The organism is Gulosibacter molinativorax (genome assembly GCF_003010915.2).
Classification (GTDB): Bacteria; Actinomycetota; Actinomycetes; order Actinomycetales; family Microbacteriaceae; genus Gulosibacter; species Gulosibacter molinativorax.
This window is the reverse complement of the sequence record NZ_CP028426.1, coordinates 1,971,905-1,997,304: the sequence shown is the minus strand read 5'-3', so window position 1 is coordinate 1,997,304 and position 25,400 is coordinate 1,971,905. Positions and strand designations below refer to the sequence as shown.

Genomic DNA, 25,400 nt, shown 5'->3' with positions numbered 1-25,400 from the left:
AGGAAACCTATGAACACCACATTTACGCAGGTGTCGACGCCTGCGCCAGGAACCACCCCTCGCAAAACGCCGCAGTGGATTATCGTGGCGATTTGCATTGCTGTGACGGTAGTCGAGGGATACAACCTCATCGTGTACGGCTCCGTCGTTCCCGCCTTGATCGCGGACCCAGGCATGAACGTAACGAACGAATCGGCTGGGCTTGCCGGCAGTGCCGTCTATGTGGGCATGCTCATCGGTGCAACGACCTCGGGCGTCCTAGGCGACCGATATGGCCGACAGCGGACGCTCATCGTCGTGATGATTGTCTTCCTGATCGGCGCCATTTGCACGGGCCTCTCGTTCGATGCCTGGAGTCTCGGGGCAGCGCGTCTGTTCTCCGGACTGGGAATCGGTGGTGCCGTCACCACGGCGTTGGCAATTTCTCGTTCGCAGGCCACCGCGCGAAACGCTGGGGTAATCGTCACCATCACGATGGCGGGAATCCCGATCGGGGGCACCATTGCGGCACTTGCGGGTATCCCCATGATTCCGGCGTTCGGCTGGCGACCCATGTTCTTCTTGGGTGCGGCCCTCACCTTGGTGATTCTCCTGTTCGTTGTGTCATTCCGGATGGAGGACCGCAGCGCGATCGCGTCCGCAGAATCCCGCGGCAGTCGCCCCGGGTTGGCGCAGCTGTTCCGTGGCCGCGGTTGGGTGATCGCGCTCGTGGTGGCGCTTGCGGCAATCCCCAACATGTTCACCTGGTATGGCCTCAACACGTGGCTCGTGAGCGTGATGGGCGAGCTCAACTACTCGCTCACGAATGCACTGCTCTTCTCCTTCACACTGACGGGCGGCGCAGTACTCGGCTCTTTCCTTACGATGCGCTGGGCTGACATCTGGGGAATCCCCAAGGTTGGCGCAGTCATGGCGACGCTTACGGTGATCGGCCTGATCGGCATCGCAACCGGGCCGAAGGACCTCTTCTTCTCATTGGTCTGCGTCGCGCTGATGGGTGCCGGCGGCCACTCGACCATGAACCTGATTAATGCAGCGACTTCGAACCTCTTCCCGGCCGAACTGCGAGCGACTGCTCTTGGTTGGTCGAACGGTAGCTCGTATGTCGGGGCGATTCTTGGGCCGACAGCGGGTGGGCTTGTCTTGGATTCAGCGTTCGGGGCGAACGGAGTATTCGTTCTGTACGGCATCTCTGCCGCTTGCGCGGCGATCGCAATGGTGGCACTCGTGGGCGTCTCACGTCCGCAAGAGGCCGCAATGAAGACGGTGGAGGCAGACGCATGATCACCACGCGGGCGGCAATTGTGGATGAGGTCGGTGGCGATTTTCGCATCGGCGAAGTGACTCTCGAAGAACCGCGGAGTAACGAAGTCATCGTTCGACTCGTCGCTACTGGCGTTTGCCACACAGACCTCAACGTTCAGGGCGGCAATCTGGACTATTCTTTTCCAGCTGTTCTGGGACACGAAGGCGCTGGCATCGTCGAAAAGGTGGGCGACGCGGTCGACCGCGTTGAGATCGGCGATCGGGTGCTCCTGTCGTTCACCTCGTGCGGGCGTTGCGCGCAGTGTCGTAAGGGGCGAGTCGCGCTCTGTACTTACCACCTTCCGTGGAATCTGCTCTCGGGGCGACGGGCGGACGGGAGCACGGGAATCTCGCAGGATGGCCGACCGGTTTCGGGGCACTTCTTCGGGCAGTCCTCGTTTGCGGAACGAGCCCTCGTCAGCGAGCGGAGCATCGTTCGGCTCCCGAAGGACACGACAGACGAAGACCTGATTCGATTCGCGCCGCTCGGATGCGGGATACAGACCGGAGCGGGGGCAATACTCAACGTGTTGAAGCCCGAGGTCGGAGATACGGTGGTGGTCGCAGGGGCCGGTGCCGTGGGCCTCGCCGCGGTGATGGCGGCGGCACTGTCGCCAGCGCAGCAGATCGTTGTTGTCGATCGAGTGCCGAGTCGGCTTGACCTGGCGGTGAAACTCGGCGCCACGGCGACGATTGATACCTCAGAGGTTGACTACGCGGATGCGGTCTCGGCACTGACGGACGGCGTGGGGCCAAATATTGCCATAGATACGACCGGGAACATCGGCGTCATCGACGGGCTGCTGGGGTCTCTCGCAATCGGTGGCAGAGGCGGACTCATTGGCGCACCGAAGGCGGGCAGCCTGGCCCACATTGACGTGAACCGCTTCCTGCCCGGTCGATCTGTGGTGGGAATCACCGAAGGTGCAAGTGAGCCGGAATCATTCATCCCGCAGCTCATCGATCTCTACCGGCGCGGTCGATTTCCGATCGACGCGTTGTTGTCCAATTATCGGTTCGACGAGATCGATGCTGCCGTTGCAGCGACGCGATCCGGCGAAGCCATCAAGCCCGTGCTGGTGTTTGGCTAATTTGGGCTCGCCCCGCTGACCCAGGCGCCTTGCGCCTGGTGGTCCGGAGGCAGCGATAAAAGGCGAGATCTCGCAAATGCGAGATCTCGCCTTTTATCGTGGGTTCGCCAGCCGCAATCGACTCGAGATTCGGTCGGCGGCACCGTGTAAGTCCTCGAGGGCGCGCGACTGTTGCTCTTCCGAAAAGCGAGACTGCAGGGCCACGATGCTGAGGCCGCCGACGACCTCGCCATCGCCAGCCATAAGCGGCACGGCGATGCCGAGCGCGTCGCGGTCAACTTCGGCCAGCGTCACAACCTCACCCGCCGCGCGTATCGTGTCGAGTCGTTCGAGGAGCTCATCGATGTCGGTGATGGTGTTCTCGGTAAATCTGCGCATCGAGTTCCCGAGTAGAGCACGCAGTTCCGCTCGTGGTTTCCAGGCCAGCAGCACGAGTGCGGATGCGCCAGCGTTCAGCGGGAGTTCGACGCCCGGTTCGTAGGAGAGGCGGACGAACTGATCGGGCGACTCCTCGCGCTCGAGGCAGACCACAGATCGTCCCATCAACACGGTCAGTAGGACCGTCTGTTTGTGAGCGGCCGCCAGCTGACGCATTACGGGGACGGCGAGTTCCGATAATCCGTAGCCCGCTCGAGCCAGTCGAGCCAACTCGAGCACGCGCATCCCGAGCCGTAGCGACCCATCGGGAGCCGATTCGAGGAACTGCTCGTTGACGAGGGACTGGATGTAGCGATACGCGGTGGATCGCGAGATGTCGAGTTCCCTCATGATCTGCGCCGGAGTCAGACGAATCCGCTGGTCATTGAACAGACCGAGGATCTGCAGCGTGCGGTCGCTCGTCGAATTTCGATTGTGGCGCGAATTGCTACTCATTCCGTGACATTAGCACCTCGTTCAAACAGTCTCATCATTCGAGACAATGTGTCTTGTATGCGGGATTGGACGTTCGTAGGCTTTCATCCGTCGGGGCCAAAGCCGAGCGTTCGACACGCATCAAAGGAGATCGCACATTGTCCAAAGAACAGCAAACATTCGATTGCATCGTCGTCGGTGCCGGGCCGATCGGCATGACCGTTGCGGCGCTTCTGAGCGCCCAGGATGTGTCTGTTCTCGTGATCGAACGCAATGCGGGCACGAGCAACTCGCCGAAGGCGATTTCTGTCGACGACGAGTCGCTCCGCACGTATGCGGCCGCGGGCCTCGTCGACGAGATCCTGCCGATCATCGTGCCTGGTACGGGTACAAGGTATTACGGTGCCGATGGTGCTCCCGTGTTTCACGCTCGCGCGGAAGTGCCGTTCCGTCTTGGGTACCCGTTCAAGAATCCGTTTGCACAGCCCGACCTCGAGCGAGTTCTGCTGGAAGGGCTGCAAGCTCGGGCAAACGTGACGATTCAGTTCGGCGCCGAGCTCACCAGCGTCGACTCCCGCGAAGATGGCGTTCGCGCGACCTATCGGGTGGCATCCGAGGAGTTTGAGGTAGAGGCCCGGTTCCTCATCGGCGCCGACGGTGGACGCTCTACCGTTCGTTCCGCGCTGGGTATCTCCATGGTGGGCCGATCGCATCCCGAGCCTTGGCTCGTTATCGACGTGCTCGACGACCCGCACCAGAACCGCTACGGAATGCACCACGGCGACCCGATTCGCCCGCACGTCATCGTCCCCGGTCTTGACGGCCGCTGCCGGTATGAGTTCCTCATCTATGACGGTGAGGGAGCCGCGGGGGAGGAACCCTCGTTCGAACTCATTCGTGAGCTTGTCGCTCCTTACCGGGATATCAGCCCCGAACAGGTTGAGCGGGCCGTAATCTACAAATTCCACGGCCTGATCGCGACTGAATGGTCGAAGGGGAGCAGCTTCCTCATCGGCGATGCGGCGCACATGATGCCACCGTTTGCGGGGCAGGGTCTCAACTCGGGCATCCGCGACGCAGCGAACCTGAGCTGGAAAATCGCTGCCGTGTTGCGAGGCGAGTCACCGAAGGAGATCCTGGACACATACCAGGCGGAGCGGTTCCAGCACTCCTGGCAGACCATCAAGCTGTCTGAGAAGCTCGGCCGGGTGGTCATGACAACGTCCCCGCGGCTTGCGCGGTTCCGCGACCGCGCCGTGCGCAAGGCGCTCGAGACCGAATCTGGTCGCGACTTTTTCGAGTACATGAAGTATCGACCCAGTGCGAAGTTTACGGATGGGCTGGTCGCGCAAGGCGAGCACGATGGCATTGGCCGGCAACTCGGTCAGCCACGCGCCTTCAATGCTTCGACGCGGACGATCGAGCTGCTCGACACGTTCCTGGGGGACGGGTGGGCCCTCTTCCGGGTCGACATGGCGCAGGATGCATGGCCAGCCGACCTCGTCGAGCTATCGACGGCCGCTGGGATTCCGAGCTTTGATGTTCCCCTGGCGGAGATCTTCCCGCGCAGCGAGCACGGTTCGACCTTGATTGACGTCGATACCCAGCTCATTTCCGAATTTGCGCCCTTCGCTGGGCACTTCGTGCTCGTCCGCCCTGACCATGTCGTCGCTGCGGTCTGGCGCGCAAGTGAACATGCATCCGTGCTCGACCACCTGCGCACCTGGTGGACCGCAACTCGAGATGCTGCCGTCTTTGCCGATTCCGACGCCCACTGAACATTTCTGCAATAGCCACAAGAAAGGTAACTACCGACTATGAATAAACCGAACCGACTTACGCTCGTCGAGACCGAGCATGCCGGCGCGCTTCGCAAGACCGCTGTGTCCCACATCGGCTTTCGGGTGCCTGACGTTGACGCGACAACTGCGTTCTACAACCGGGTACTCGGACTGAGTGTGCACGAGCGTCTCGATAACGGTGCCGTCCGACTCGGGTGGGGAACCGGCCACCACGTCATCGAACTCGTCGAGGGTGAGCAGGGCCTCAACCATTACGGCTTCGAGGTTCGCGACGAGGGCGGACTCGAGGGAATCCGTAGCCGTCTTGAAGCCGCGGGTCACACCGTCGAAGACCTGGCGCCCGAATATGTGGATGCGGCAATTGGCAAGCCTGCGGGGATCGTCGTCGTTGACCCGGATGGAACTCCGGTCCACTTCCACTCCATCGTGGAACGCCAGGGCGAGAATGCGGCCGACACCGGTCGTCGCCCGATCAAGTTCCAGCACACCACGGTTGGCACCGTCGATGTGAAGCCGTTCGTTGACTTCTTTGTGAACACGATTGGCTTTCGCATCACCGACCAGCTCGCGGACGGGAAGTTTACGTGGTTCCGCAGTGACAAGGACCACCACACGCTGGCCGTCGTTGAGGTTGGCCGAGGCGGCGACATCGACCACTACTCTTACGACCTCGCGGAATGGGAAGACTTCAAGGCTTGGTGCGACCGCCTCACCGAGCTAGATGTTGACGTGGCCTGGGGTCCCGGTCGTCACGGCCCGGGTAACAACCTGTTTGTCTTCTTCGATGACCCGGCCGGAAACCACATCGAGCTGTCGGCCGAGATGGAGAAGTTCTACGACGAGACGGTCGAATACGTGCCGCGCAGGTGGGAGCCGATTCCCAACAGCGTGAATCTCTGGGGCGGTCAGCTGCCTAACTGGCGTAAGACGAGCGAAGAAAAGAAATAGCGAGGAAATCGATGTCGTACATTAGCTACATTCACCAAGGCCAACTCCACGTCGGTGAGGTTGACGGCGCGAACGTTGTCCCGCTCGACGGAGTTACCGAGATCGGCCGGTTTACGCCTGAAAACGTGCTTGACCAAGCGACTCGTCTGCCGCATCTGACGGTGGCGCTCGATGAGGTTCAGTTGCGTCCCGTCGTGCCTAATCCCGGAAAGATCTTCTGCGTGGGACTGAACTATGACACCCACATCACGGAGACGAAGCGCGAAAAGCCGACCTACCCGGTCTTGTTCCCGAAATACGCGTCTTCGCTTATCGCAGCTGGTGAGGCGATTCAGCTTCCACCGGAGACCACTCAGTTTGACTACGAAGCGGAGCTCGCAGTAGTTATCGGGAGGTCAGGTCGCCGCATTCCAGAGTCGCGTGCACTGGAACACGTCATGGGCTACACCGTGGCCAACGACGTCACGGTCCGCGATTACCAGTACAAGACGCACCAGTGGCTGCAGGGCAAGGCATGGGACAACACCACACCGCTCGGGCCGTCGCTTGTGCGTCCGCACGAAGTTGATCTGTCGAAGGCAAGAATCACCACCGTCCTCAACGGTGAGGTTATGCAGGACTCGAATCTGTCGTACCTCATTTTCAGTATTGCCCGGCTCATTTCGACGGTTGCGGAGTTTACTGAGTTGCAGCCGGGCGATGTGATCCTCACTGGTACGCCCGGCGGCGTCGGTTACCGGCGGGACCCACAGGTATTCCTGCAGGATGGTGACGAGGTGACCATCGAAGTTGAGGGTGTCGGCAGGCTCACCAACTCGGTTGCCCGTGAAATTGTTCGCTAGCCAATTTCAGTGATCTGAAATTCACCCTTTAGGCGCGATTCGATTAGTCGCGACCAATATTTGGGGGCCGATTTTTCGGATAATCGGCCCCCAACCAAATTCACTCTTCGAAGTTTGACTCTTTAAGGACAACGACGTCTCATGTCAAAAACTATGGCCCGCAGTTCTTGGGCAACAGTGTTTGTGTGTGCATTCATTATCGTGGCAGAAGGCTACGACTTGATTGTGTACGGCACACTTATCCCTAGCCTCCTCGAAGAACCCGGCTGGAATCTCGATAAGTCCGGCGCCGGAAATATTGGCAGTATGGTCTACGTAGGAATGCTTATCGGCGCGCTTCTGAGTGGCAGGCTGAGCGACCGATTCGGGCGTAAGAAACTCATTCTTGTGTCGATCACCATCTTCTTGATTTTTACGGCGGCATGCGCGCTAGCCTTTGATCCGGTCAGCCTTGGAGTATTCCGACTGATGGCAGGAATCGGCATGGGTGGCGTGATGCCTTCTTGCCTCGCCCTGGTAAAAGAGTCGATTCCCGAAGGGCGAACCAGCCTCGCGGTCACTATCCTCATGGCCGGGGTGCCACTCGGCGGTACCGCTGCATCATTACTCGGACTCGTCATTATCGAGTCTTACGGATGGCGTCCGATGTTCTGGATCGGTGTCGTGCTCTCCGCGTTGATCTTGGTGCTGGCGACGACACTCCTAAAAGAGTCCACCGAATTCACCACCCGGCAAATCGAAATCATGCAGGGGAAGATTGTGGAACGGCCAGGCTTTGGCGCCATGTTTTCGCGCGTATTGATTGCCGCGACTATCCTCTTTGCGCTGGCGGCCTTCGCGAACCTGATGACCTGGTACGGGCTGAACACTTGGCTCACCACCATCATGGCCGACTTTAATTACCCGCTTGAAAGCGCGCTCCAGTTTTCCTTGACGCTGAACGGGGGAGCAGTCATCGGATCCTTCGCGTTCGCGGTTCTCGCCGACCGCTTTGGTTCGCTGAAGCTCGCAATGGTGTCCGGAATCGTCGTGGCGGGTGCGCTCGTCCTCTTTGCTGTCGGTACAGATCAGTTGCTGGTGCTGCTCGTGCTCATTGCCGCAATCGGTATGGGCGCGCACTCAGGCCTCAACCTCATCAACGCTTCGGTGGCCGACTTCTATCCGCTCGAACTTCGAGCAACCGCACTCGGATGGTCAAACGGTATTGGCCGAGCCGGTGCGATCGTGGCCCCGTCACTTGGCGGCTTTGTCTTCTCGACCAGTGCGGGTGGCCTCGGCGTGATCTGGACATTCACAATCTCGGCGCTTCTCTCTGTCGTCTTTGTCGGCGCACTGTTGATCATGGCTCGACGGAAGAACTCCGATTCCGATGTCGACACGACGGTGGTGGAGGCACAGAACGCCTAATCCAATGCCTATGTCCGCGCACGAAGCGCAGGACTAAGGGGTTGTTCTGGCTGCGGCCCAACTGATCCCATGGACGCACTGATGCCAGCTTTACCGGATCTCGACTTGATGGGGCAGCCGTCGCCACGTCAAGTCGAGATCCGGTTTCTGCCAATTTGACACGCCCGGGTTGCAGGGTCTGTGCCGCGTGGTGGTGCGGAAGACGGCTTGTTTGGGGGTGTGGGTTTGCGTGGGGCAGATGGGTTGTCATATGCTTATCGAGTTGCCGGAAACGGGAACAACACACCAGGGCCTAACGGTTCGGTGCGTGTCACGAATAGCCCTGTTGGGTTGGTGGCTTTGAAAGATCGGTTAGATCTCACGGGAGTGCGCGAGTTGACATGCTGGAATTGCCTGGTGTAGGTTAGTGAAGTTGCCTCCGCGAGGCCCACCACGAGAGAACATCCGAGTGAGGGTGTGGTTGGTTGGGTACATGGTAGGCATCCGATCCTTGAGAACTCAACAGTGTGCACTTTTATTGTCTAATGCCATTTTGGATCCTTTTGTGGTTCCTTATTTTGGATAACAGAAAAGCCAGTCCGACTGTGATGGTTGGTTGGTTTGTTTTGTCAGTTGATTGAACTCAGTCCTGTGTGTTGCTTTGGTGATGCGGGGGTTGGTTTGTGAATATGTTTGCTTTCGCCGGCGTTTTGTTGGTGGGAGTGTTGTTCATTTACGGAGAGTTTGATCCTGGCTCAGGACGAACGCTGGCGGCGTGCTTAACACATGCAAGTCGAACGATGAAGCTGGAGTTTACTTTGGTGGATTAGTGGCGAACGGGTGAGTAACACGTGAGCAACGTGCCCAGGACTCTGGAATAACGTCGGGAAACCGTCGCTAATACTGGATAGGTGCCATGGCCGCATGGTCTGTGGTTGGAAAGATTTATTGGTTCTGGATCGGCTCACGGCCTATCAGCTTGTTGGTGGGGTAATGGCCTACCAAGGCGACGACGGGTAGCCGGCCTGAGAGGGTGACCGGCCACACTGGGACTGAGATACGGCCCAGACTCCTACGGGAGGCAGCAGTGGGGAATATTGCACAATGGGCGCAAGCCTGATGCAGCAACGCCGCGTGAGGGATGACGGCCTTCGGGTTGTAAACCTCTTTTAGTAGGGAAGAAGCCTTTTGGGGTGACGGTACCTGCAGAAAAAGCACCGGCTAACTACGTGCCAGCAGCCGCGGTAATACGTAGGGTGCAAGCGTTGTCCGGAATTATTGGGCGTAAAGAGCTCGTAGGCGGTTTGTCGCGTCTGCTGTGAAAGCCCGGGGCTCAACTCCGGGTCTGCAGTGGGTACGGGCAGACTTGAGTGCGGTAGGGGAGATTGGAATTCCTGGTGTAGCGGTGGAATGCGCAGATATCAGGAGGAACACCGATGGCGAAGGCAGATCTCTGGGCCGTTACTGACGCTGAGGAGCGAAAGCATGGGGAGCGAACAGGATTAGATACCCTGGTAGTCCATGCCGTAAACGTTGGGCGCTAGATGTGGGGACCATTCCACGGTTTCTGTGTCGTAGCTAACGCATTAAGCGCCCCGCCTGGGGAGTACGGCCGCAAGGCTAAAACTCAAAGGAATTGACGGGGGCCCGCACAAGCGGCGGAGCATGCGGATTAATTCGATGCAACGCGAAGAACCTTACCAAGGCTTGACATATACCGGTAACGGCCAGAGATGGTCGCCCTGCTTGCAGTCGGTATACAGGTGGTGCATGGTTGTCGTCAGCTCGTGTCGTGAGATGTTCGGTTAAGTCCGGCAACGAGCGCAACCCTCGTCCTATGTTGCCAGCGGGTTATGCCGGGGACTCATGGGATACTGCCGTGGTCAACACGGAGGAAGGTGGGGATGACGTCAAATCATCATGCCCCTTATGTCTTGGGCTTCACGCATGCTACAATGGCCGGTACAGTGGGTTGCGATACCGTGAGGTGGAGCGAATCCCAAAAAGCCGGTCTCAGTTCGGATTGGGGTCTGCAACTCGACCCCATGAAGTCGGAGTCGCTAGTAATCGCAGATCAGCAACGCTGCGGTGAATACGTTCCCGGGCCTTGTACACACCGCCCGTCAAGTCATGAAAGTCGGTAACACCCGAAGCCGGTGGCCTAACCTTTTGGGGGGAGCTGTCGAAGGTGGGATCGGTGATTAGGACTAAGTCGTAACAAGGTAGCCGTACCGGAAGGTGCGGCTGGATCACCTCCTTTCTAAGGAGTATTTTTGAACACTCATGGTGGAGCGAATGTCTTCACTGGGTGTGGGTGGAACGTTAGACGTGTGCACGCTGTTGGGTCCTGGGGGACCGGACACAGCAATTGGTTGCCCCTTGAGTGTGGGTGGCGGGTTGGTGTGATGGTTTTCTTCGGGCCAGTTCCCGCCAGGTTGGTTGTGACCAAGTTGGTGGGGTTGGGTTCGACTGTATGTTGAGAACTACATAGTGGACGCGAGCATCTTAGAAGCATCGCTGGTGTTCCCTTTCGAGGGGGTGCTGGTTGGTGTCTTCATAAGTAGTTTCTGAAAAGTTCAATGATTCTTTGATTGTTGATTCTTTTTCGATTTCTATTCATGTATCAAATTTCTAAGGGCAAATGGTGGATGCCTTGGCATCTGGAGCCGATGAAGGACGTAGTAATCTGCGATAAGCCTCGGGGAGTCGATAAACGGGCGTTGATTCGAGGATTTCCGAATGGGGGAACCCGGCCGCATTGTGTGTGGTCACTCCGGTCTGAATATATAGGGCTGTGAGGGGGAACGTGGGGAAGTGAAACATCTCAGTACCCACAGGAAGAGAAAACAATAGTGATTCCGTTAGTAGTGGCGAGCGAACGCGGATGGGGCTAAACCGGTTGTGTGTGATACCAGGTAGGGGTTGCATGATCGGGGTTGTGGGACATGCTTGGTCGTTCTATCTGGCGGCTGGCGTTTGCGCATTGTGTAGGTGAACAGGTTTGAATGCCTGACCGTAGGGGGTGCGAGTCCCGTAGCTGAAACATGGTGTGTGCGTTTGTGTGTATCCCAAGTAGCGCGGAGCCCGTGAAACTCTGTGTGAATCTGTCGGGACCACCCGATAAGCCTAAATACTTCCAGGTGACCGATAGCGGACGAGTACCGTGAGGGAAAGGTGAAAAGTACCCCGGGAGGGGAGTGAAATAGTACCTGAAACCATTTGCTTACAATCCGTCGGAGCCTTTTGGGGTGACGGCGTGCCTTTTGAAGAATGAGCCTGCGAGTTAGTGATGTGTGGCGAGGTTAACCCGTGTGGGGTAGCCGTAGCGAAAGCGAGTCTGAAGAGGGCGTTGAGTCGCATGTTCTAGACCCGAAGCGAAGTGATCTATCCATGGCCAGGTTGAAGCGAGGGTAAAGCCTTGTGGAGGACCGAACCCACCTAGGTTGAAAACTGGGGGGATGAGCTGTGGTTAGGGGTGAAAGGCCAATCAAACTTCGTGATAGCTGGTTCTCTCCGAAATGCATTTAGGTGCAGCGTTGCGTGTTTCTTGCTGGAGGTAGAGCTACTGGATGGCCGATGGGCCCGACAAGGTTACTGACGTCAGCCAAACTCCGAATGCCGGTAAGTGAGAGCGTAGCAGTGAGACGGTGGGGGATAAGCTTCATCGTCGAGAGGGAAACAACCCAGACCACCAATTAAGGTCCCTAAGCGTGTGCTAAGTGGAAAAGGATGTGGAGTTGCAGTGACAACCAGGAGGTTGGCTTAGAAGCAGCCATCCTTGAAAGAGTGCGTAATAGCTCACTGGTCAAGTGATTCCGCGCCGACAATGTAACGGGGCTCAAGCACACCACCGAAATTGTGGAATTCAATCTTTGTTGGATTGGTAGGAGAGCGTCGCGTGTTGGGTGAAGCGGTAGTGTGAACTGATCGTGGACGGCACGCGAGTGAGAATGCAGGCATGAGTAGCGAAAGACGGGTGAGAAACCCGTCCTCCGAATGACTAAGGGTTCCAGGGTCAAGCTAATCTTCCCTGGGTTAGTCGGGTCCTAAGGCGAGGCCGACAGGCGTAGTCGATGGTGAACGGGTTGATATTCCCGTACCGATGGTGTGACCGCCCAATGCGAGCGGGTGATGCTAAGCAAGTGAAGTCTTCTTGTGGCCTTCGGGTTGCTTGGGGGTGGAGGTTGTGAACCGAATCCGTGAGTGTAGCGTATTAACAGGTGTGACGCAGGAAGGTAGCCGAGCCGGGTGAATGGTTGTATCCGGGCAAGGATGTAGGGCCAGTGATAGGCAAATCCGTCACTGAATAGCCTGAGATCTGATGCGGAAGTCTCTTTTGGGACGTAGTCGGTGATCCTATGCTGCCAAGAAAAGCATCGGCGTGAGGTTGCAGTGTTGCCCGTACCCATAACCGACACAGGTGGTCAGGTAGAGAATACTAAGGAGATCGAGAGAATCGTGGTGAAGGAACTCGGCAAAATGCCCCCGTAACTTCGGGAGAAGGGGGGCCATCCACTTATACGGATTTACTCCGGACAGGGTGTGGTGGCCGCAGAGACCAGTGGGACTCGACTGTTTATCAAAAACACAGGTCCGTGCGAAGTCGCAAGACGATGTATACGGACTGACGCCTGCCCGGTGCTGGAAGGTTAAGAGGAAGGGTTAGCTTTGGCGAAGCCTAGAATTTAAGCCCCAGTAAACGGCGGTGGTAACTATAACCATCCTAAGGTAGCGAAATTCCTTGTCGGGTAAGTTCCGACCTGCACGAATGGCGTAACGAATTCCCAGCTGTCTCCACCGCGAACTCGGCGAAATTGCAGTACGAGTAAAGATGCTCGTTACGCGCAGCAGGACGAAAAGACCCCGTGACCTTTACTATAGCTTGGTATTGGTGATTGAAATGGCTTGTGTAGGATAGGTGGGAGACTGTGAAGCATTGACGCTAGTTGGTGTGGAGTCGTTGTTGAAATACCACTCTGGTTATTTTAGTTATCTAACTTCGGACCGTGATCCGGTTCAGGGACAGTGCCTGGTGGGTAGTTTAACTGGGGCGGTTGCCTCCTAAAGAGTAACGGAGGCGCCCAAAGGTTCCCTCAGCCTGGTTGGTAATCAGGTGGTGAGTGTAAGTGCACAAGGGAGCTTGACTGTGACACTGACAGGTGGAGCAGGGACGAAAGTCGGGACTAGTGATCCGGCAGTGGCTTGTGGAAGCGCTGTCGCTCAACGGATAAAAGGTACCTCGGGGATAACAGGCTGATCTTGCCCAAGAGTCCATATCGACGGCATGGTTTGGCACCTCGATGTCGGCTCGTCGCATCCTGGGGCTGGAGTAGGTCCCAAGGGTTGGGCTGTTCGCCCATTAAAGCGGTACGCGAGCTGGGTTCAGAACGTCGTGAGACAGTTCGGTCTCTATCCGCTGCGCGCGTGGGAAGTTTGAGGAGATCTTTCTTTAGTACGAGAGGACCGAGAAGGACGAACCTCTGGTGTGTCAGTTGTTCTGCCAAGGGCATTGCTGATTTGCTACGTTCGGGATGGATAACCGCTGAAAGCATCTAAGCGGGAAGCCGGCTTCGAGATGAGACTTCCTTCCCTATTTTGGGGTGAGGTTCCCAGTAGATGACTGGGTTGATAGGCCGGGTGTGGAAGCGCTGTAAGGTGTGGAGCTGACCGGCACTAATAGACCGAAGATTTGATATGTAATGTTGTTTGCGTCCGCTTTGTGGTTCTCGATATATAGTCGAGTGCTGTGCTCTGTTACGAGTGTCAATCCGTGTGGGTTGGTGTTCGTGGTGGGGTGTGGTGGTTGATAATTCGATAGTGTTTCGGTGGTTATAGCGAGATGGAAACGCCCGGTTACATTCCGAACCCGGAAGCTAAGCGTCTTTGCGCCGATGGTACTGCATGGGGGACTGTGTGGGAGAGTAGGTCACTGCCGGACTTCTTTTTGAGGGGGACACTCGTTTTGGGTGTTCCCCTCTTTTTTTATTTCCGAAACAAATGCAGGAATACGGTGAACCGTGGGCATCCGCGTTTCACACGCCATGGCGCAGTTTCATGGAGCCAGGGTGATGGTGATCCCCTACGTGCCAGGGTTGAGTGAGTCCACCGGTTCATAGCAAATCCGCCTCGTAGGGCGTGTTGAAGGATCCACCAACCTGATGAGTAGCAATGCCCCAATCACCACGATCGATGTGGACAATGGAAGAGTGTCCGCTCCCTCGAATCCAACTGGCCCGACCCGTCGTCGGTCGTTCACCCCTGCCCAGAAACTCCAGTACCTGTCCGAGTACGAGACCGCTTGCGAAACCGGGCAAGGCGGCGCGTTCCTGCGTCGGCATGGCCTCTACTCGTCATTGATGTCGGAATGGCGACGTCAACGTGACGCGGGCCTCCTCGAGGGCAAACAGCCCGGCGACACGGTCGGGGCACCCTCGCGGGAGCAAGCCGAGATCGCGCGGTTACGGCGAGAACTCGCCAAAGCCGAGCGGAAGCTTGCGACCACGGAAACGGCGTTAGACATCATGGGAAAAGCACACGCGCTCTTGGAACAACTCTCCGAGAGCGCGGACCCCGACCCGAAGCACAAGAAGCGCTCATGAACACCTACCTCGAACTCACCGATGCCGGGGTCCCGACCCGGCAGGCTGCGACCTTGACTGGTGTGTCGCGGGCGACCGCGGCGCGGGCGATCGCCCGCGCGAGGCGTCCTGACCCGGCGCCTGCTGGCCCGCGCCCGGTCCCGGTGAACAAGCTCTCGCTCGCGGAACGAGCCCGGATCTTGGCGGTGTTGAATAGCGAGGAGTTCGTGGATAAGCCGCCGTTACAGGTGTACGCGATCCTGCTGGAGCGGGGCGAGTATGTCGGGTCGGTGTCCACGATGTATCGCGTGCTGGGCGAGAACTCCTTGGTGCGGGAACGTCGCCGGCTTGCGACGCATCCGCCACGGAAGGTGCCGGAGTTGATCGCGACCGCGCCTGGGGAAGTTTTCTCGTGGGATATTACGAAGCTCCCGGGGCCGGTGAAGGGCACGTATTACGACGCGTACGTGATGATCGATATTTTCTCCCGCTATATCGTGGGCGCGATCGTGCATTCCTGCGAGGACGGGGTCCTCGCCAAAGAGATGATGCTGGACGCGTTCGGGATCCACGGCACCCCGCAGGTCGTGCATTCTGATGGTGGCCCATCGATGACTTCGAAAACGGTGCAGACGCTGCTGGCCGATCTTGGGGTGGTGCGGTCGCGTTCCCGCCCGCACGTGTCGAATGATAATCCGTATTCGGAAGCGCTCTTCAAGACGATGAAATACCTGCCGGAGTTCCCTGACCGGTTCTCGTCACTGGTCCATGCGCGGCAGTTCCTGGACGAGTTCGTGCATGCCTATAACCATCATCACCGGCATTCCGGGATCGGGATGCATACGCCTGCGGATGTGCATTACGGGCTTGCTGACATGGTTGATCGAGACCGTGACGCGACCCTGGACGCTGCTCGTCGAGCGCATCCGGAACGCTTCGGTACCCGAGCACAGGCCCGTCCGAAGATTCTTGAGCGGGAACCGGCGGCGTGGATCAACCCGCCATCTGTCGACGAGATCGAATTAGCTGCCTAACACCCACCGGCCTCATTCACCTTGACAAATACCGATCCGCCAGGGTGAAGGAACACCCTGGCGAGTCATAATTGACCTGGTTCGGTGGGCGCGGGCCCTGGTTGGGTGCGGGTGGGCCCTGGCTCGGTGCGCGTCGACCCTGGTTCGGCGCGTGGGGGCACTCATCGCACCACGCCACACCCACCCCGCAGCTCAGCCAAGCAAGCTCAGTACTGCCGCAGGTTGCGCCGGGCGAACTCCACGGTCTGCGTCAGCATGCGGAGCCGGTCGGTCTCGCTCTTCGCGCCGCGGGTGTTCACCTCGGCGACGACGTGACCCTTGAACTGAGTGTCATCGAGGTACTGCAGCGTCTCGGCCACGGGCTGGCCGCCGAGACCAGGGGCGAGGTGCTCATCCCAGAGCTTTTTGCCGTTCTGACCCGGTGCCTGTCCGTCGCAGAGGTGGATATGCCGCAGCCGCTTCCCTGTGGCGCGCGCCATCTCGAGGGCGTCGTGACCGGACAGGGCGGCGTGCGAGAAGTCGAGAGTAATCGAGTCGCAGTCCATCTCCGTCGGATCGATGCCCGGGATGTACGCCTGCCGGCCGTTGCCGCCACCGATATTCCACGGGAACATGTTCTCGACGGCGACGCTGATCCCGGACGAGTGCTCGAGGCGTCGCACGATCTCGAGGAAATTCTTTGCGTAGCTGCCCTGCCACCGGAATGGCGGGTGCACGACGACGACGTCGGCGCCGCAGTCATACGCGAGCTCGACCGAGCGCTCGAGCTTCACGGCGGGGTTGGTACCCCACACGAACTGCGTAAAGAACAGCACCGGAGCGTGAATCGCGAGCACCGGCAGATCGTGCTTCCTGATCAGCGCGCGAAGCGCGGCCGCGGAACGCGTCGCATCCTCCGTGGACACCATCACTTCCATGCCATCGAAACCTGCCCGCTTTGCAATCTTGAAGGATGCGTCGAGGGACTTAGGGAAGGTGCACGATGTGCTCATACCGATCTGGATCATCACTCACACACTAACGCGCTTGGGTGACGGCCCACCGAGGGTGGCGTCACCCACTAGGATGTTGGAGTTGCAGTTTTTCGGGACGTAAAGGAAGGTGTGGGCGCATGGTGGCTCTACTCGCACTCTTCGGAGTCGCGAGTTGCGCGATGCCAGCGCTCAAGCGCCTACCGGGCAACGCAATGTTCTACGTGGCCGCGGCCGTGTCTGCCGCGGCGGCCATCTGGACCGCGACTTTGGCGCCGACAGTGCTTCACGGTGGCGCGTGGGAACTACAAATCCCTTGGCTCCCGATGTTGGGGCTCGACCTCAACTTCCGCATAGATGCGCTCAGTTGGGTCCTCGCGATGATCGTGACGGCCATCGGCGCCCTCGTGCTCATCTACTGTGCAAGCTACTTCGATCGTGATGAGCCAGGCCTCGGCCGCTTCGCGGGCATCCTGCTCGGCTTCGCGGGCGTCATGTTCGGTCTCGTGACGGCCGACAACATCTACCTGATGTTCGTGTTCTGGGAAGGTACGAGCATCCTCTCGTATCTGCTCATCGGCCACTACACCGGTCGCCGTGCGTCGCGCGCCGCGGCCATGCAGGCTCTGCTCGTCACCACGTTCGGCGGGCTCGCGATGCTCGTGGGGCTCGTGATCGTGCATTCCATCTCGGGATCCGCGAACTTCTCCGAGATAATCGGCGCCGGCATCCCCACCAGCGGCCTGCTCATTACCGCGCTGATGCTGATCCTCCTCGGGGCGATGACGAAGTCGGCGCTCGTCCCCTTCCACTTCTGGCTCCCCGGTGCCATGGCTGCCCCGACGCCAGTGTCGGCCTACCTTCACGCCGCGTCGATGGTGAAGGCCGGTATTTACCTAGTCCTACGCCTCTTGCCCGAGTTCGGGGATGTCCCCGGCTTCCGCGAAGTCCTCATCGTGGCCGGCGTCTGGACGATGCTCGTCGGCGGCTGGCGATCCCTGCGGCAGTTCGACCTCAAGCTGATCCTCGCCTACGGCACGGTTTCGCAGCTCGGCTTCATGACCGCGATCGCAGGGTTCGGCGGGCGGGATGCGGGGCTCGCGGCGCTGGCGATGGTTATCGGCCACGCGCTCTTCAAAGCGGCGCTGTTCCTCTCCGTGGGCATCATTGACCACCGAACGGGAACACGTGACATCCGAAAGCTTTCGGGGCTGGGCCGCCAAGCGCCAGTGCTCGCGACGATCGCGACCATTGCCGCCGCATCCATGGCAGGCATCCCGCCGCTGTGGGGCTTCGTCGCGAAGGAGGGCGTGTTCTCGGCGTTCATCTCGGCATTCGAGCACGGGGATGCGTGGGGACTGGTTGCGCTCATCGGTACCGCGATGGGCTCGATTCTAACCTTCGCCTACACGGCGCGCTTCGTGCACGGCGCGTTCGCGAAGAAGCCCGGCGTCGAAGAGGTCGAGCACACGAAGGAGCACGCCGACGAGCTCATCGCGCCGGGGCTCCTCGTCGTCGCGACCATTGTTTTCCCGTTCATCGCCTCGGGGATCGACCAACTCCTCGCCGCCTACGCCGACACGATGCCGGCGATTGACCCCGCGCATCCCTACCACCTCGCGATTTGGCACGGCTTCGAGCCCGCACTCGGCATCTCGGCCATCACGATCCTCATCGGCCTCGCACTGTTCTACTTCCGGGCACCGATCGCGAAGCTGCAGGCCCGCGTTCCCGACATCATCGAGTCCTCCCGCGGCTACTGGCTCGCGCTGCGCGTAACCGACGCGGTCGCCGCGCGAATCACCGCATCCACCCAGCGCGGTTCGCTGCCGATGTACCTGGCGACGACGTTCGTCGTGTTTATCGGTGTCGTGATCGGCGCTTTCGCATTCCGCGGGATGGGTGACCCGGACCTGACCATCGCGTGGAGCTGGCCGCAGATCGCGATTCTCATCGTCATCGTGATCGCGGCATTCGCGACGACGCGATCCGCAAAGCGCTTCCAGGGCGTCATCCTCGTCGGCATTACCGGGTACGCCCAGGCAGCGATCTTCGCGATTTCGGGTGCACCTGACCTCGCGACGACACAGGCGCTGATCGAGACGCTTTCGCTCATCGTGTTCGTGTTGGTACTGCGACGCCTGCCCGCCCGGCACGCGAAGCTCCAGAACAACATCCGCCCCTGGGTCCGCTGGGCGATCGGCTTCGGCGTCGCGTTCGCGATCGCCGCGGTCGTGCTCATCTCGATGGGCGCCCGCGTTGCTACTCCGGACGGAACCTCCTTCGCGGAACTCGCCCTCGAGGGCGGTCACGGCTCAAACATCGTCAACGTCACGCTCGTCGACATCCGCGGCTGGGACACGATGGGGGAGCTGTCGGTGCTCATCGCGGCCGCGACCGGTGTCGCGAGCCTCGTGTATCTCAACGCTCGTGGCTCGAAGCACCAGCAGACGACTTCCCTCGCGCCTCGCGGCGGATTCTTCCGTCGGCCCGACCGCACCACGATCCGCGAATCGATCGTCGCATCCGCGAAGCGCCGTAATCGCGCGATCCCGCGCGAGCTGCGCGAACGCGACAGCAAGGGCGCGCAGGGGCGCTCCGATCACAATGTTTGGCTCCTCGCCGGGCACTCGCTGGCGCCGGAGCACCGCTCGATCGTGGTGGAAGTCGTCGTCCGACTGCTCTTCCACGCGATGATCATCGTCTCCCTGTTCCTGCTGTTCTCGGGACACAATGACCCGGGTGGAGGCTTTGCTGGCGGCGTCGTCGCGGCCCTCGCGCTCGCGGCTCGATACATGGCCGGTGGCCGTCACGAGCTCAACGAGGCGGTGCGGGTCGACGCCGGTACGCTGCTGGGCGTCGGTATGATCCTCGCCGCGGGCAGCGCCCTCGTGCCAATGTTCTTCGGGCACGCGCCGCTCACGTCGTTCTGGGTGGACCAGGAGGTTGAGTGGGTTGGCCACGTCATCTTCGTGACCTCGACGATCTTTGACATCGGTGTGTACCTGATCGTGATCGGTCTCGCCGTCGACGTCCTGCGCTCGCTCGGTAGCGAGCTCGACATCCAGGCAGAAGAGCAGCGCTCGGGCAGGCTGCGGGTAAGCGAGGAAGTCCTCGATGAGGCCGAGGTCCGCGGCCACATCGAGACTGCGAAACCGGTCACGAAACAGATGCAGGTGCTGCCGAAGCGAGAAGGGAAGGAGCCGAAATGACAGTCAACATTGTCCTCCTTCTCGCGATGATCGTGCTTTACGCGTGCGGCATCTACCTCCTGCTTGAGCGCAGCTTCACGCGGATGATCCTCGGCGTGCTGCTCGCCGGAAACGCGACAAACCTCCTCATCTTCATCACGTCTGGCGATTTCGGGGAAGCGCCGGTCGTCGGCGACGACGGGGTAATCAAGGACACCTACTCCGACCCGCTGCCGCAGGCGTTCATCCTCACCGCGATCGTGATCAGTTTCGCGACTCTCGCGTTCATGTTGGCGCTGCTGTACCGGTCGTGGCGCCTCGTCCGCGTGGACACCGTTGCCGACGACGAGGACTCGGTCTCGCTCCGGCATATTGACCCGGAGGCCGACGACGAGGTGTTCGAGGAAGGCGAGGGACCGGACACCGAATTCGGTGAGCTCGCGGAGGCCGCCGTCCAGGGGGCGCTTACGGAAGACGAGCTCGACGACGAATTTGCGTTTAGCCAGGACGAAGACGACGCACTCGACAAGCGGAAGGGGCAGACTGAATGAACTGGCTCGTGCCACTCATGGTTCTCGTCCCCCTCCTCGGCGCGGCCATCACCCTGACTGCGGCGCGCAAGCAGCGCCTGCAGATCGCACTCGCAAGCGTCACGATGGTGATCTCGCTCACGATCTCGATCGTGCTCCTGACCGTCGTGCACCAGACCGGCACCGCGCTCGTCGTGCAGGTGGGTGGATGGGCGGCTCCCTTCGGCATCTCGCTGGTTGTCGACCGCCTCTCGGCCCTGCTCATCCTCGTCACGAGCATCGTCCTGATCGCCGTTATGGCCTTCTCGATCGGCCAGGGCGCGGCAGACGGCGATGAAGAGACGCCGGTCTCGATCTTCTATCCGACCTATCTCGTGCTCGCCGCGGGCGTGTACAACGCGTTCATCGCGGGCGACCTCTTCAACCTCTACGTCGGCTTCGAGATCCTGCTGGTCGCGAGCTTCGTGCTCATCACGCTCGGCGGCACGGCCTCGCGCATCCGTGCGGGCATCACCTACGTTGTCGTCTCCCTCGTCTCTTCCCTCCTCTTCCTCGTCTCAATCGCGATGGTCTATGCCGCGGTCGGCACCGTCAACATGGCCGAGATTTCGCTGCGGATGCCCGAGGTCGCCGAGAACGTGCAGCTCGCGATCCACCTCATGCTGCTCGTCGCGTTCGGTATCAAGGCGGCGCTCTTCCCGCTGTCGTTCTGGCTGCCGGACTCCTACCCCTCGGCGCCTGCGCCGGTCACCGCGGTGTTCGCGGGCTTGCTCACCAAGGTGGGTGTTTACGCGATCCTGCGCACCGAATCGCTGATGTTCGCATCCAACGACATCTCGACGCTGCTGATTATCGTCGCGATGTTCACGATGGTCGTGGGTATCCTCGGTGCCGTCGCGCAGGCCGGTATTCGAAGGATGCTGTCTTTCACCCTCGTAAGCCACATCGGCTACATGATCTTCGGCATCGCGCTCGGCACTGAAGCGGGCTGGGCCGCCACGGTCTACTACATCCTGCACCACATCCTCGTGCAGACCGCGCTGTTCCTCGTGACAGGTCTGATCGAGCGCGTCGCGGGCACCTCGACGCTCACGCACCTCGGCGGGATGCTCAAGCGTGCGCCGTTCGTGGCCGTACTGTTCTTCATCCCGCTGCTCAACCTCGGTGGCATCCCGCCGTTCTCCGGCTTCATCGGCAAGCTCGCCCTGTTCGTTGCCGGCGCCGAAGGCACCAACCTGCAATTGCCGCAGTACCTCGTGTGGACAGGTATTGGGATCGGCGCGCTCACGAGCCTCCTCACCCTGTACGCGCTCATCCGTGTGTGGAACCTCGGCTTCTGGCGAAGCCAGAGCGAGGTTGAGGAGTTCCAGTCGCAGCTGACTGATCAGCTCGAGGAAGTGCCCGACGGCGAGGTCATCACCGAGACGAAGACCAACTCGACCCTCATGAATGTGGCAACCGCCACCATGGTGCTCATTACCGTGCTCATGACGGTGTTTGCGGGGCCGATCTACGAGATCGCGGATGCCGCATCCGAGAACCTGATGGACCCGACACAATATGTCGCTACCGTAGATGAGATTGAGGGGAGCAAACCATGACGCCGGAAAAAACTGCGCGCCCTGGGGTGAGCCTCATCACGCAGCTGCCACTGCTGCTCTTCCTCATCGCGCTGTGGCTCGTGCTCTGGGGTCAGTTCGACGTCATCAGCGTCAGCACCGGAATTATCTTCTCGCTGCTGGTCGTGCGCTTCTTCTACCTCCCGCCGGTCGAACTCACGGGTCGCTTCAACCTGTGGTTCACGATCATCCTGCTCTTCCGTTTTGTGTGGTGGCTCGTCTCGGCCTCGTTCCAAATGGCCTGGCTGGCGGTTCGACCGCAGAAGGTGCCAACCGCATCCATCATCGCGGTGCGACTCCACACCCACTCCGACTGGCTCATCACCGTCGCGGCCGAGATCAACATGCTTGTGCCCGGCTCGGTGGTCGTCGAGGTCGACCGGCTCCGCGGAATCCTGTACCTCCACATCCTCGACGGCGACACCGACGAGAAAGTCGAGAAGGCACGTCGCAGCTCCTATCGGATCGAGGATGCGATCGCCCTCGCTTTGGGGGGTCGCGAGGATATCTGGCGCATTAATAAGGACCGCGTCGAGCACGGGCGCAAGCGGCTGCTGTCGTCGAAGAAGCAGCGCGATTATGAAGAGCGGGCCGAGCTCGTGCGGAAGGAACTCGAGCGCGAGTGGGAGGCGGAACTCTGATGGACCTGCTGCTCACTATCGTGTATTACTTCGTTGGCGCGTGCTTCGCGGCCGCCGCAATCATGGCCACGATCCGCATCGTCCGCGGACCATCGATCGTCGACCGCATGGTCGGGTCCGACACCTTCGCGACGATCCTGATCTGCGTGTTCTGTGCCGACATGGCGATTCGCGGCCACACGACGACGCTGCCGCTCGTGCTCGGTCTTGCGATGACCGCCTCGGTGGGCACCATTGCCGTTGCGCGCTTCGTGTCGCGCGACCGCCCCCGTCAGAACTACTCAACGGACACGGAAGCCGAGCTCGACGTCACCGTCCCGGCCGGGAACACCAAACCGGCGCCCGAGGCGAACGGCGAATCGTCGAAGGAAGGTGAGTCCCGATGACCGTTGCAGACTGGCTCGACATCGCCACCGCAATCTTCCTCGTGCTCGGATCCATCCTGTCCCTTTCCGCGGGCATCGGCCTGCTGCGATTCCCGGATATGATCGCCCGGCTCCACGCACAGTCAAAGCCGCAGGCCGCGGGCCTGATGTTCATTCTGATTGGGCTCGCTCTGCAGCAGACGAACTGGACCGTCGTGCTATTCATCTTCCCGATCCTGCTGTTCCAGTTCATCACGACGCCCGCGGCCGGTATCGTGCTCGCCCGTGGCGGTTACCGCTCCAAGCACTACGAGAACGTCCCGCTGCACACCGACGAGCTCGAGGTGGAGGTGGCGCGAGCCCAGCGCGCGGAAGAGGCTGCCGCGAAGCGCGAGCGGCTCGTCAGGGGCGGTGGCCCGGAGCTGGACTCCGAGCTCGACCCCAACGCACCGAACCCGCTTTCGCTATAGCGACGTCGCCCCAGATGGGGGTGCCGCGCTGGCGTCCTGGGTCCAGAAAATCGCGCGTAGGATGGATCCATGCCTGAGCACGAAATCGACATCAAGCCCAAGTCCCGGGTCGTCACCGACGGAATCGAAGCAACTGCCGCGCGAGGGATGCTCCGCGCCGTCGGCATGGGCGACGACGACTGGGCGAAGCCCATCGTTGGTATTGCCAGCTCGTGGAACGAAATTACCCCCTGCAACCTGAGCCTCGATCGCCTCGCCCAGGGCTGCAAGGAAGGCGTCCACGCGGGCGGCGGTTACCCCCTCCAGTTCGGTACCGTGTCGGTTTCCGACGGCATCTCGATGGGCCACGAGGGGATGCACTTCTCGCTCGCCTCGCGCGAGGTCATTGCCGACTCGGTCGAGGTTGTCATGGAAGCCGAGCGCCTCGACGGCTCGGTGCTCCTCGCCGGCTGCGACAAGTCGCTCCCCGGTATGCTCATGGCCGCGGCACGACTCAAGCTGCCGAGCGTGTTCCTCTACGCCGGTTCGATCGCTCCGGGCTATGTGAAGCTCAGTGATGGCACCGTCCGCGACAACGTCACGATCATCGATGCCTTCGAAGCAGTCGGTGCGTGCAAGGCCGGCACCATGTCGGAAGAGGACCGCAAGCGCATTGAAGAGGCGATTTGCCCGGGCGAGGGTGCCTGCGGTGGTTTCTACACCGCGAACACGATGGCATCGGTCGCCGAGGCGCTCGGAATGTCGCTTCCCGGCTCGGCTGCTCCCGCATCCGCCGACCGCCGCCGCGACTACTTCGCCCACAAGTCGGGTGAGGCCGTTGTCAACATGCTCCGTCTCGGCATCACGACCGAGCACATCCTCACGAAGAAGGCGTTCGAGAACGCGATCGCCGTCGTGATGTGCATGGGCGGCTCGACCAACGCCGTCCTCCACCTCCTCGCGATCGCTCGCGAGGCCGAGGTTGACCTCACGCTCGCGGACTTCAACCGCATCGCGGACAAGGTGCCGCACCTCGCCGACATGAAGCCGTTCGGCAAGTACGTCATGAACGACATCGACCGCAACGGCGGCATCCCCGTTGTCATGAAGGCGTTGCTCGATGCCGGCATGCTGCACGGCGACGCGCTCACTTGCACCGGCAAGACCGTGGCCGAGAACCTTGCTGAGCTTGACCCGGAGCCGCTCGACGGCGAGGTCATCCACACGCTCGACAACCCCATCCACGCAACCGGTGGCATCTCGATCCTCCACGGTTCGCTCGCTCCGGAAGGTGCGGTAGTGAAGTCGGCAGGCTTCGACCTCGACACCTTCGAGGGCCCGGCTCGCGTCTTCGAGCGCGAGCGCGAGGCAATGGATGCGCTGACCCGCGGCGAGATCAAGCACGGCGATGTCGTGGTCATCCGCTACGAGGGCCCGAAGGGCGGCCCCGGCATGCGCGAGATGCTCGCGATCACCGGTGCCATCAAGGGCGCGGGGCTCGGCAAGGATGTACTATTGTTGACTGATGGTCGATTCTCAGGCGGCACAACCGGCCTGTGCATCGGCCACGTCGCGCCAGAAGCAGTGGACGCAGGTCCCATTGCCTTCGTTCGCGACGGAGATCTCATTCGGGTCGATATTGCGGCACGGACGATCGACCTACTCGTCGACGAATCCGAGCTCGCTTCCCGCCGTGAAGGCTGGGAACCGCTTCCTCCTCGATACACGCGCGGCGTGCTCGCAAAATACGCGAAGCTCGTCAAGTCCGCGTCTGAGGGAGCCATCACGGGCTAGGC

Annotated in this window: 16 protein-coding genes and 3 rRNA genes; 17 read left to right on the top strand and 2 right to left on the bottom strand. The window is 60.4% G+C overall.

The genetic code is table 11. The features are described 5' to 3' along the window. The first annotated feature begins 9 nt into the window (after window positions 1-9). Both GMOLON4_RS09360 and GMOLON4_RS09355 read left to right on the top strand, forming a co-directional pair. On the top strand, window positions 10-1,284 hold the full coding sequence (locus tag GMOLON4_RS09360) for an MFS transporter (RefSeq protein WP_051267353.1): 1,275 nt from the start codon (window positions 10-12) through the stop codon (window positions 1,282-1,284). Beyond that, on the top strand, window positions 1,281-2,396 hold the full coding sequence (locus tag GMOLON4_RS09355) for an NAD(P)-dependent alcohol dehydrogenase (protein WP_026937748.1): 1,116 nt from the start codon (window positions 1,281-1,283) through the stop codon (window positions 2,394-2,396). Before GMOLON4_RS09360 ends, GMOLON4_RS09355 begins: the two co-directional genes overlap by 4 nt. A gap of 93 nt (window positions 2,397-2,489) precedes the next feature. Here the strand turns inward: GMOLON4_RS09355 and GMOLON4_RS09350 are convergent, their stop codons facing one another. Beyond that, a complete protein-coding gene (locus tag GMOLON4_RS09350) occupies window positions 2,490-3,269 on the bottom strand; it encodes an IclR family transcriptional regulator (RefSeq protein WP_026937747.1) in 780 nt (259 codons plus the stop codon). Between the two features lie 212 nt (window positions 3,270-3,481). Between GMOLON4_RS09350 and GMOLON4_RS09345 the strand changes: the two genes are divergently transcribed. The 8 genes from GMOLON4_RS09345 to GMOLON4_RS09310 all read left to right on the top strand — a co-directional run bounded on the left by GMOLON4_RS09345 (window position 3,482) and on the right by GMOLON4_RS09310 (window position 15,838). Next, a complete protein-coding gene (locus GMOLON4_RS09345; RefSeq protein WP_407648556.1) occupies window positions 3,482-5,026 on the top strand; it encodes an FAD-dependent monooxygenase in 1,545 nt (514 codons plus the stop codon). 39 nt (window positions 5,027-5,065) lie between these two features. Beyond that, complete coding sequence (locus tag GMOLON4_RS09340) at window positions 5,066-5,998, top strand: VOC family protein (protein ID WP_026937746.1); 933 nt, start codon at window positions 5,066-5,068, stop codon at window positions 5,996-5,998. Between the two features lie 11 nt (window positions 5,999-6,009). After that, window positions 6,010-6,840: a fumarylacetoacetate hydrolase family protein gene (locus GMOLON4_RS09335; RefSeq protein WP_035733720.1), complete on the top strand. Its 831-nt coding sequence runs from the start codon at window positions 6,010-6,012 to the stop codon at window positions 6,838-6,840. A 141-nt stretch (window positions 6,841-6,981) separates the two neighbouring features. After that, a complete protein-coding gene (locus GMOLON4_RS09330; RefSeq protein ID WP_084147680.1) occupies window positions 6,982-8,247 on the top strand; it encodes an MFS transporter in 1,266 nt (421 codons plus the stop codon). Between the two features lie 711 nt (window positions 8,248-8,958). Continuing rightward, window positions 8,959-10,486: ribosomal RNA gene (locus GMOLON4_RS09325) — 16S ribosomal RNA — on the top strand. 361 nt (window positions 10,487-10,847) lie between these two features. Next, window positions 10,848-13,923, top strand: a 23S ribosomal RNA gene (locus GMOLON4_RS09320). A 124-nt stretch (window positions 13,924-14,047) separates the two neighbouring features. Next, window positions 14,048-14,164: ribosomal RNA gene (gene rrf / locus GMOLON4_RS09315) — 5S ribosomal RNA — on the top strand. Together the 16S, 23S and 5S rRNA genes form the textbook arrangement of a ribosomal RNA operon. A gap of 268 nt (window positions 14,165-14,432) precedes the next feature. Continuing rightward, window positions 14,433-15,838 (top strand): IS3 family transposase gene (locus GMOLON4_RS09310; RefSeq protein WP_156892050.1). Its coding sequence is split into 2 segments (ribosomal slippage): window positions 14,433-14,790 and window positions 14,790-15,838, totalling 1,407 coding nucleotides; the frame shifts between segments, so codons are not numbered across the junction. A gap of 206 nt (window positions 15,839-16,044) precedes the next feature. Here the strand turns inward: GMOLON4_RS09310 and GMOLON4_RS09305 are convergent. Then, the gene (locus GMOLON4_RS09305) at window positions 16,045-16,830 is read right to left on the bottom strand and encodes a sugar phosphate isomerase/epimerase family protein (protein WP_245575472.1); all 786 of its coding nucleotides are present in this window, start codon (window positions 16,828-16,830) and stop codon (window positions 16,045-16,047) included. A gap of 119 nt (window positions 16,831-16,949) precedes the next feature. Here GMOLON4_RS09305 and GMOLON4_RS09300 point away from each other — a divergent pair, with 119 nt between their 5' ends. The 7 genes from GMOLON4_RS09300 (at window position 16,950) to ilvD (ending at window position 25,398) form a co-directional block, all read left to right on the top strand. Continuing rightward, a complete protein-coding gene (locus GMOLON4_RS09300) occupies window positions 16,950-20,021 on the top strand; it encodes a Na+/H+ antiporter subunit A (RefSeq protein ID WP_026937185.1) in 3,072 nt (1,023 codons plus the stop codon). Then, the gene (locus tag GMOLON4_RS09295; protein WP_035733022.1) at window positions 20,018-20,551 is read left to right on the top strand and encodes a Na(+)/H(+) antiporter subunit C; all 534 of its coding nucleotides are present in this window, start codon (window positions 20,018-20,020) and stop codon (window positions 20,549-20,551) included. The genes GMOLON4_RS09300 and GMOLON4_RS09295 overlap by 4 nt, the downstream gene beginning before the upstream one ends. Further along, window positions 20,548-22,131, top strand: coding sequence for a Na+/H+ antiporter subunit D (locus GMOLON4_RS09290; protein ID WP_026937186.1), 1,584 nt, complete (start codon window positions 20,548-20,550; stop codon window positions 22,129-22,131). The genes GMOLON4_RS09295 and GMOLON4_RS09290 overlap by 4 nt, the downstream gene beginning before the upstream one ends. After that, window positions 22,128-22,790 carry a Na+/H+ antiporter subunit E gene (locus GMOLON4_RS09285; protein WP_026937187.1) on the top strand — a complete coding sequence of 221 codons (663 nt, stop codon included), beginning with the start codon at window positions 22,128-22,130 and terminating at the stop codon, window positions 22,788-22,790. The genes GMOLON4_RS09290 and GMOLON4_RS09285 overlap by 4 nt, the downstream gene beginning before the upstream one ends. Then, window positions 22,772-23,176 (top strand): monovalent cation/H+ antiporter complex subunit F, encoded by a 405-nt coding sequence (locus GMOLON4_RS09280; protein WP_245575474.1) that lies wholly within the window; start codon window positions 22,772-22,774, stop codon window positions 23,174-23,176. Before GMOLON4_RS09285 ends, GMOLON4_RS09280 begins: the two co-directional genes overlap by 19 nt. Continuing rightward, the gene (gene mnhG, locus GMOLON4_RS09275) at window positions 23,173-23,625 is read left to right on the top strand and encodes a monovalent cation/H(+) antiporter subunit G (RefSeq protein WP_051266979.1); all 453 of its coding nucleotides are present in this window, start codon (window positions 23,173-23,175) and stop codon (window positions 23,623-23,625) included. The genes GMOLON4_RS09280 and mnhG overlap by 4 nt, the downstream gene beginning before the upstream one ends. A gap of 69 nt (window positions 23,626-23,694) precedes the next feature. Next, window positions 23,695-25,398: a dihydroxy-acid dehydratase gene (gene ilvD / locus GMOLON4_RS09270; RefSeq protein WP_026937188.1), complete on the top strand. Its 1,704-nt coding sequence runs from the start codon at window positions 23,695-23,697 to the stop codon at window positions 25,396-25,398. Window positions 25,399-25,400 lie beyond the last annotated feature (2 nt).

Coding starts and splice junctions, on each gene's coding strand:
- GMOLON4_RS09300 (WP_026937185.1), top strand. CDS start 16,950: ATGGTGGCTCTACTCGCACTCTTCGGAGTCGCGAGTTGCGCGATGCCA.
- GMOLON4_RS09285 (WP_026937187.1), top strand. CDS start 22,128: ATGACGCCGGAAAAAACTGCGCGCCCTGGGGTGAGCCTCATCACGCAG.
- GMOLON4_RS09305 (WP_245575472.1), bottom strand. CDS start 16,830: ATGAGCACATCGTGCACCTTCCCTAAGTCCCTCGACGCATCCTTCAAG.
- GMOLON4_RS09330 (WP_084147680.1), top strand. CDS start 6,982: ATGTCAAAAACTATGGCCCGCAGTTCTTGGGCAACAGTGTTTGTGTGT.
- GMOLON4_RS09335 (WP_035733720.1), top strand. CDS start 6,010: ATGTCGTACATTAGCTACATTCACCAAGGCCAACTCCACGTCGGTGAG.
- GMOLON4_RS09295 (WP_035733022.1), top strand. CDS start 20,018: ATGACAGTCAACATTGTCCTCCTTCTCGCGATGATCGTGCTTTACGCG.
- mnhG (WP_051266979.1), top strand. CDS start 23,173: ATGACCGTTGCAGACTGGCTCGACATCGCCACCGCAATCTTCCTCGTG.
- GMOLON4_RS09340 (WP_026937746.1), top strand. CDS start 5,066: ATGAATAAACCGAACCGACTTACGCTCGTCGAGACCGAGCATGCCGGC.
- GMOLON4_RS09360 (WP_051267353.1), top strand. CDS start 10: ATGAACACCACATTTACGCAGGTGTCGACGCCTGCGCCAGGAACCACC.
- GMOLON4_RS09355 (WP_026937748.1), top strand. CDS start 1,281: ATGATCACCACGCGGGCGGCAATTGTGGATGAGGTCGGTGGCGATTTT.
- ilvD (WP_026937188.1), top strand. CDS start 23,695: ATGCCTGAGCACGAAATCGACATCAAGCCCAAGTCCCGGGTCGTCACC.
- GMOLON4_RS09350 (WP_026937747.1), bottom strand. CDS start 3,269: ATGAGTAGCAATTCGCGCCACAATCGAAATTCGACGAGCGACCGCACG.
- GMOLON4_RS09290 (WP_026937186.1), top strand. CDS start 20,548: ATGAACTGGCTCGTGCCACTCATGGTTCTCGTCCCCCTCCTCGGCGCG.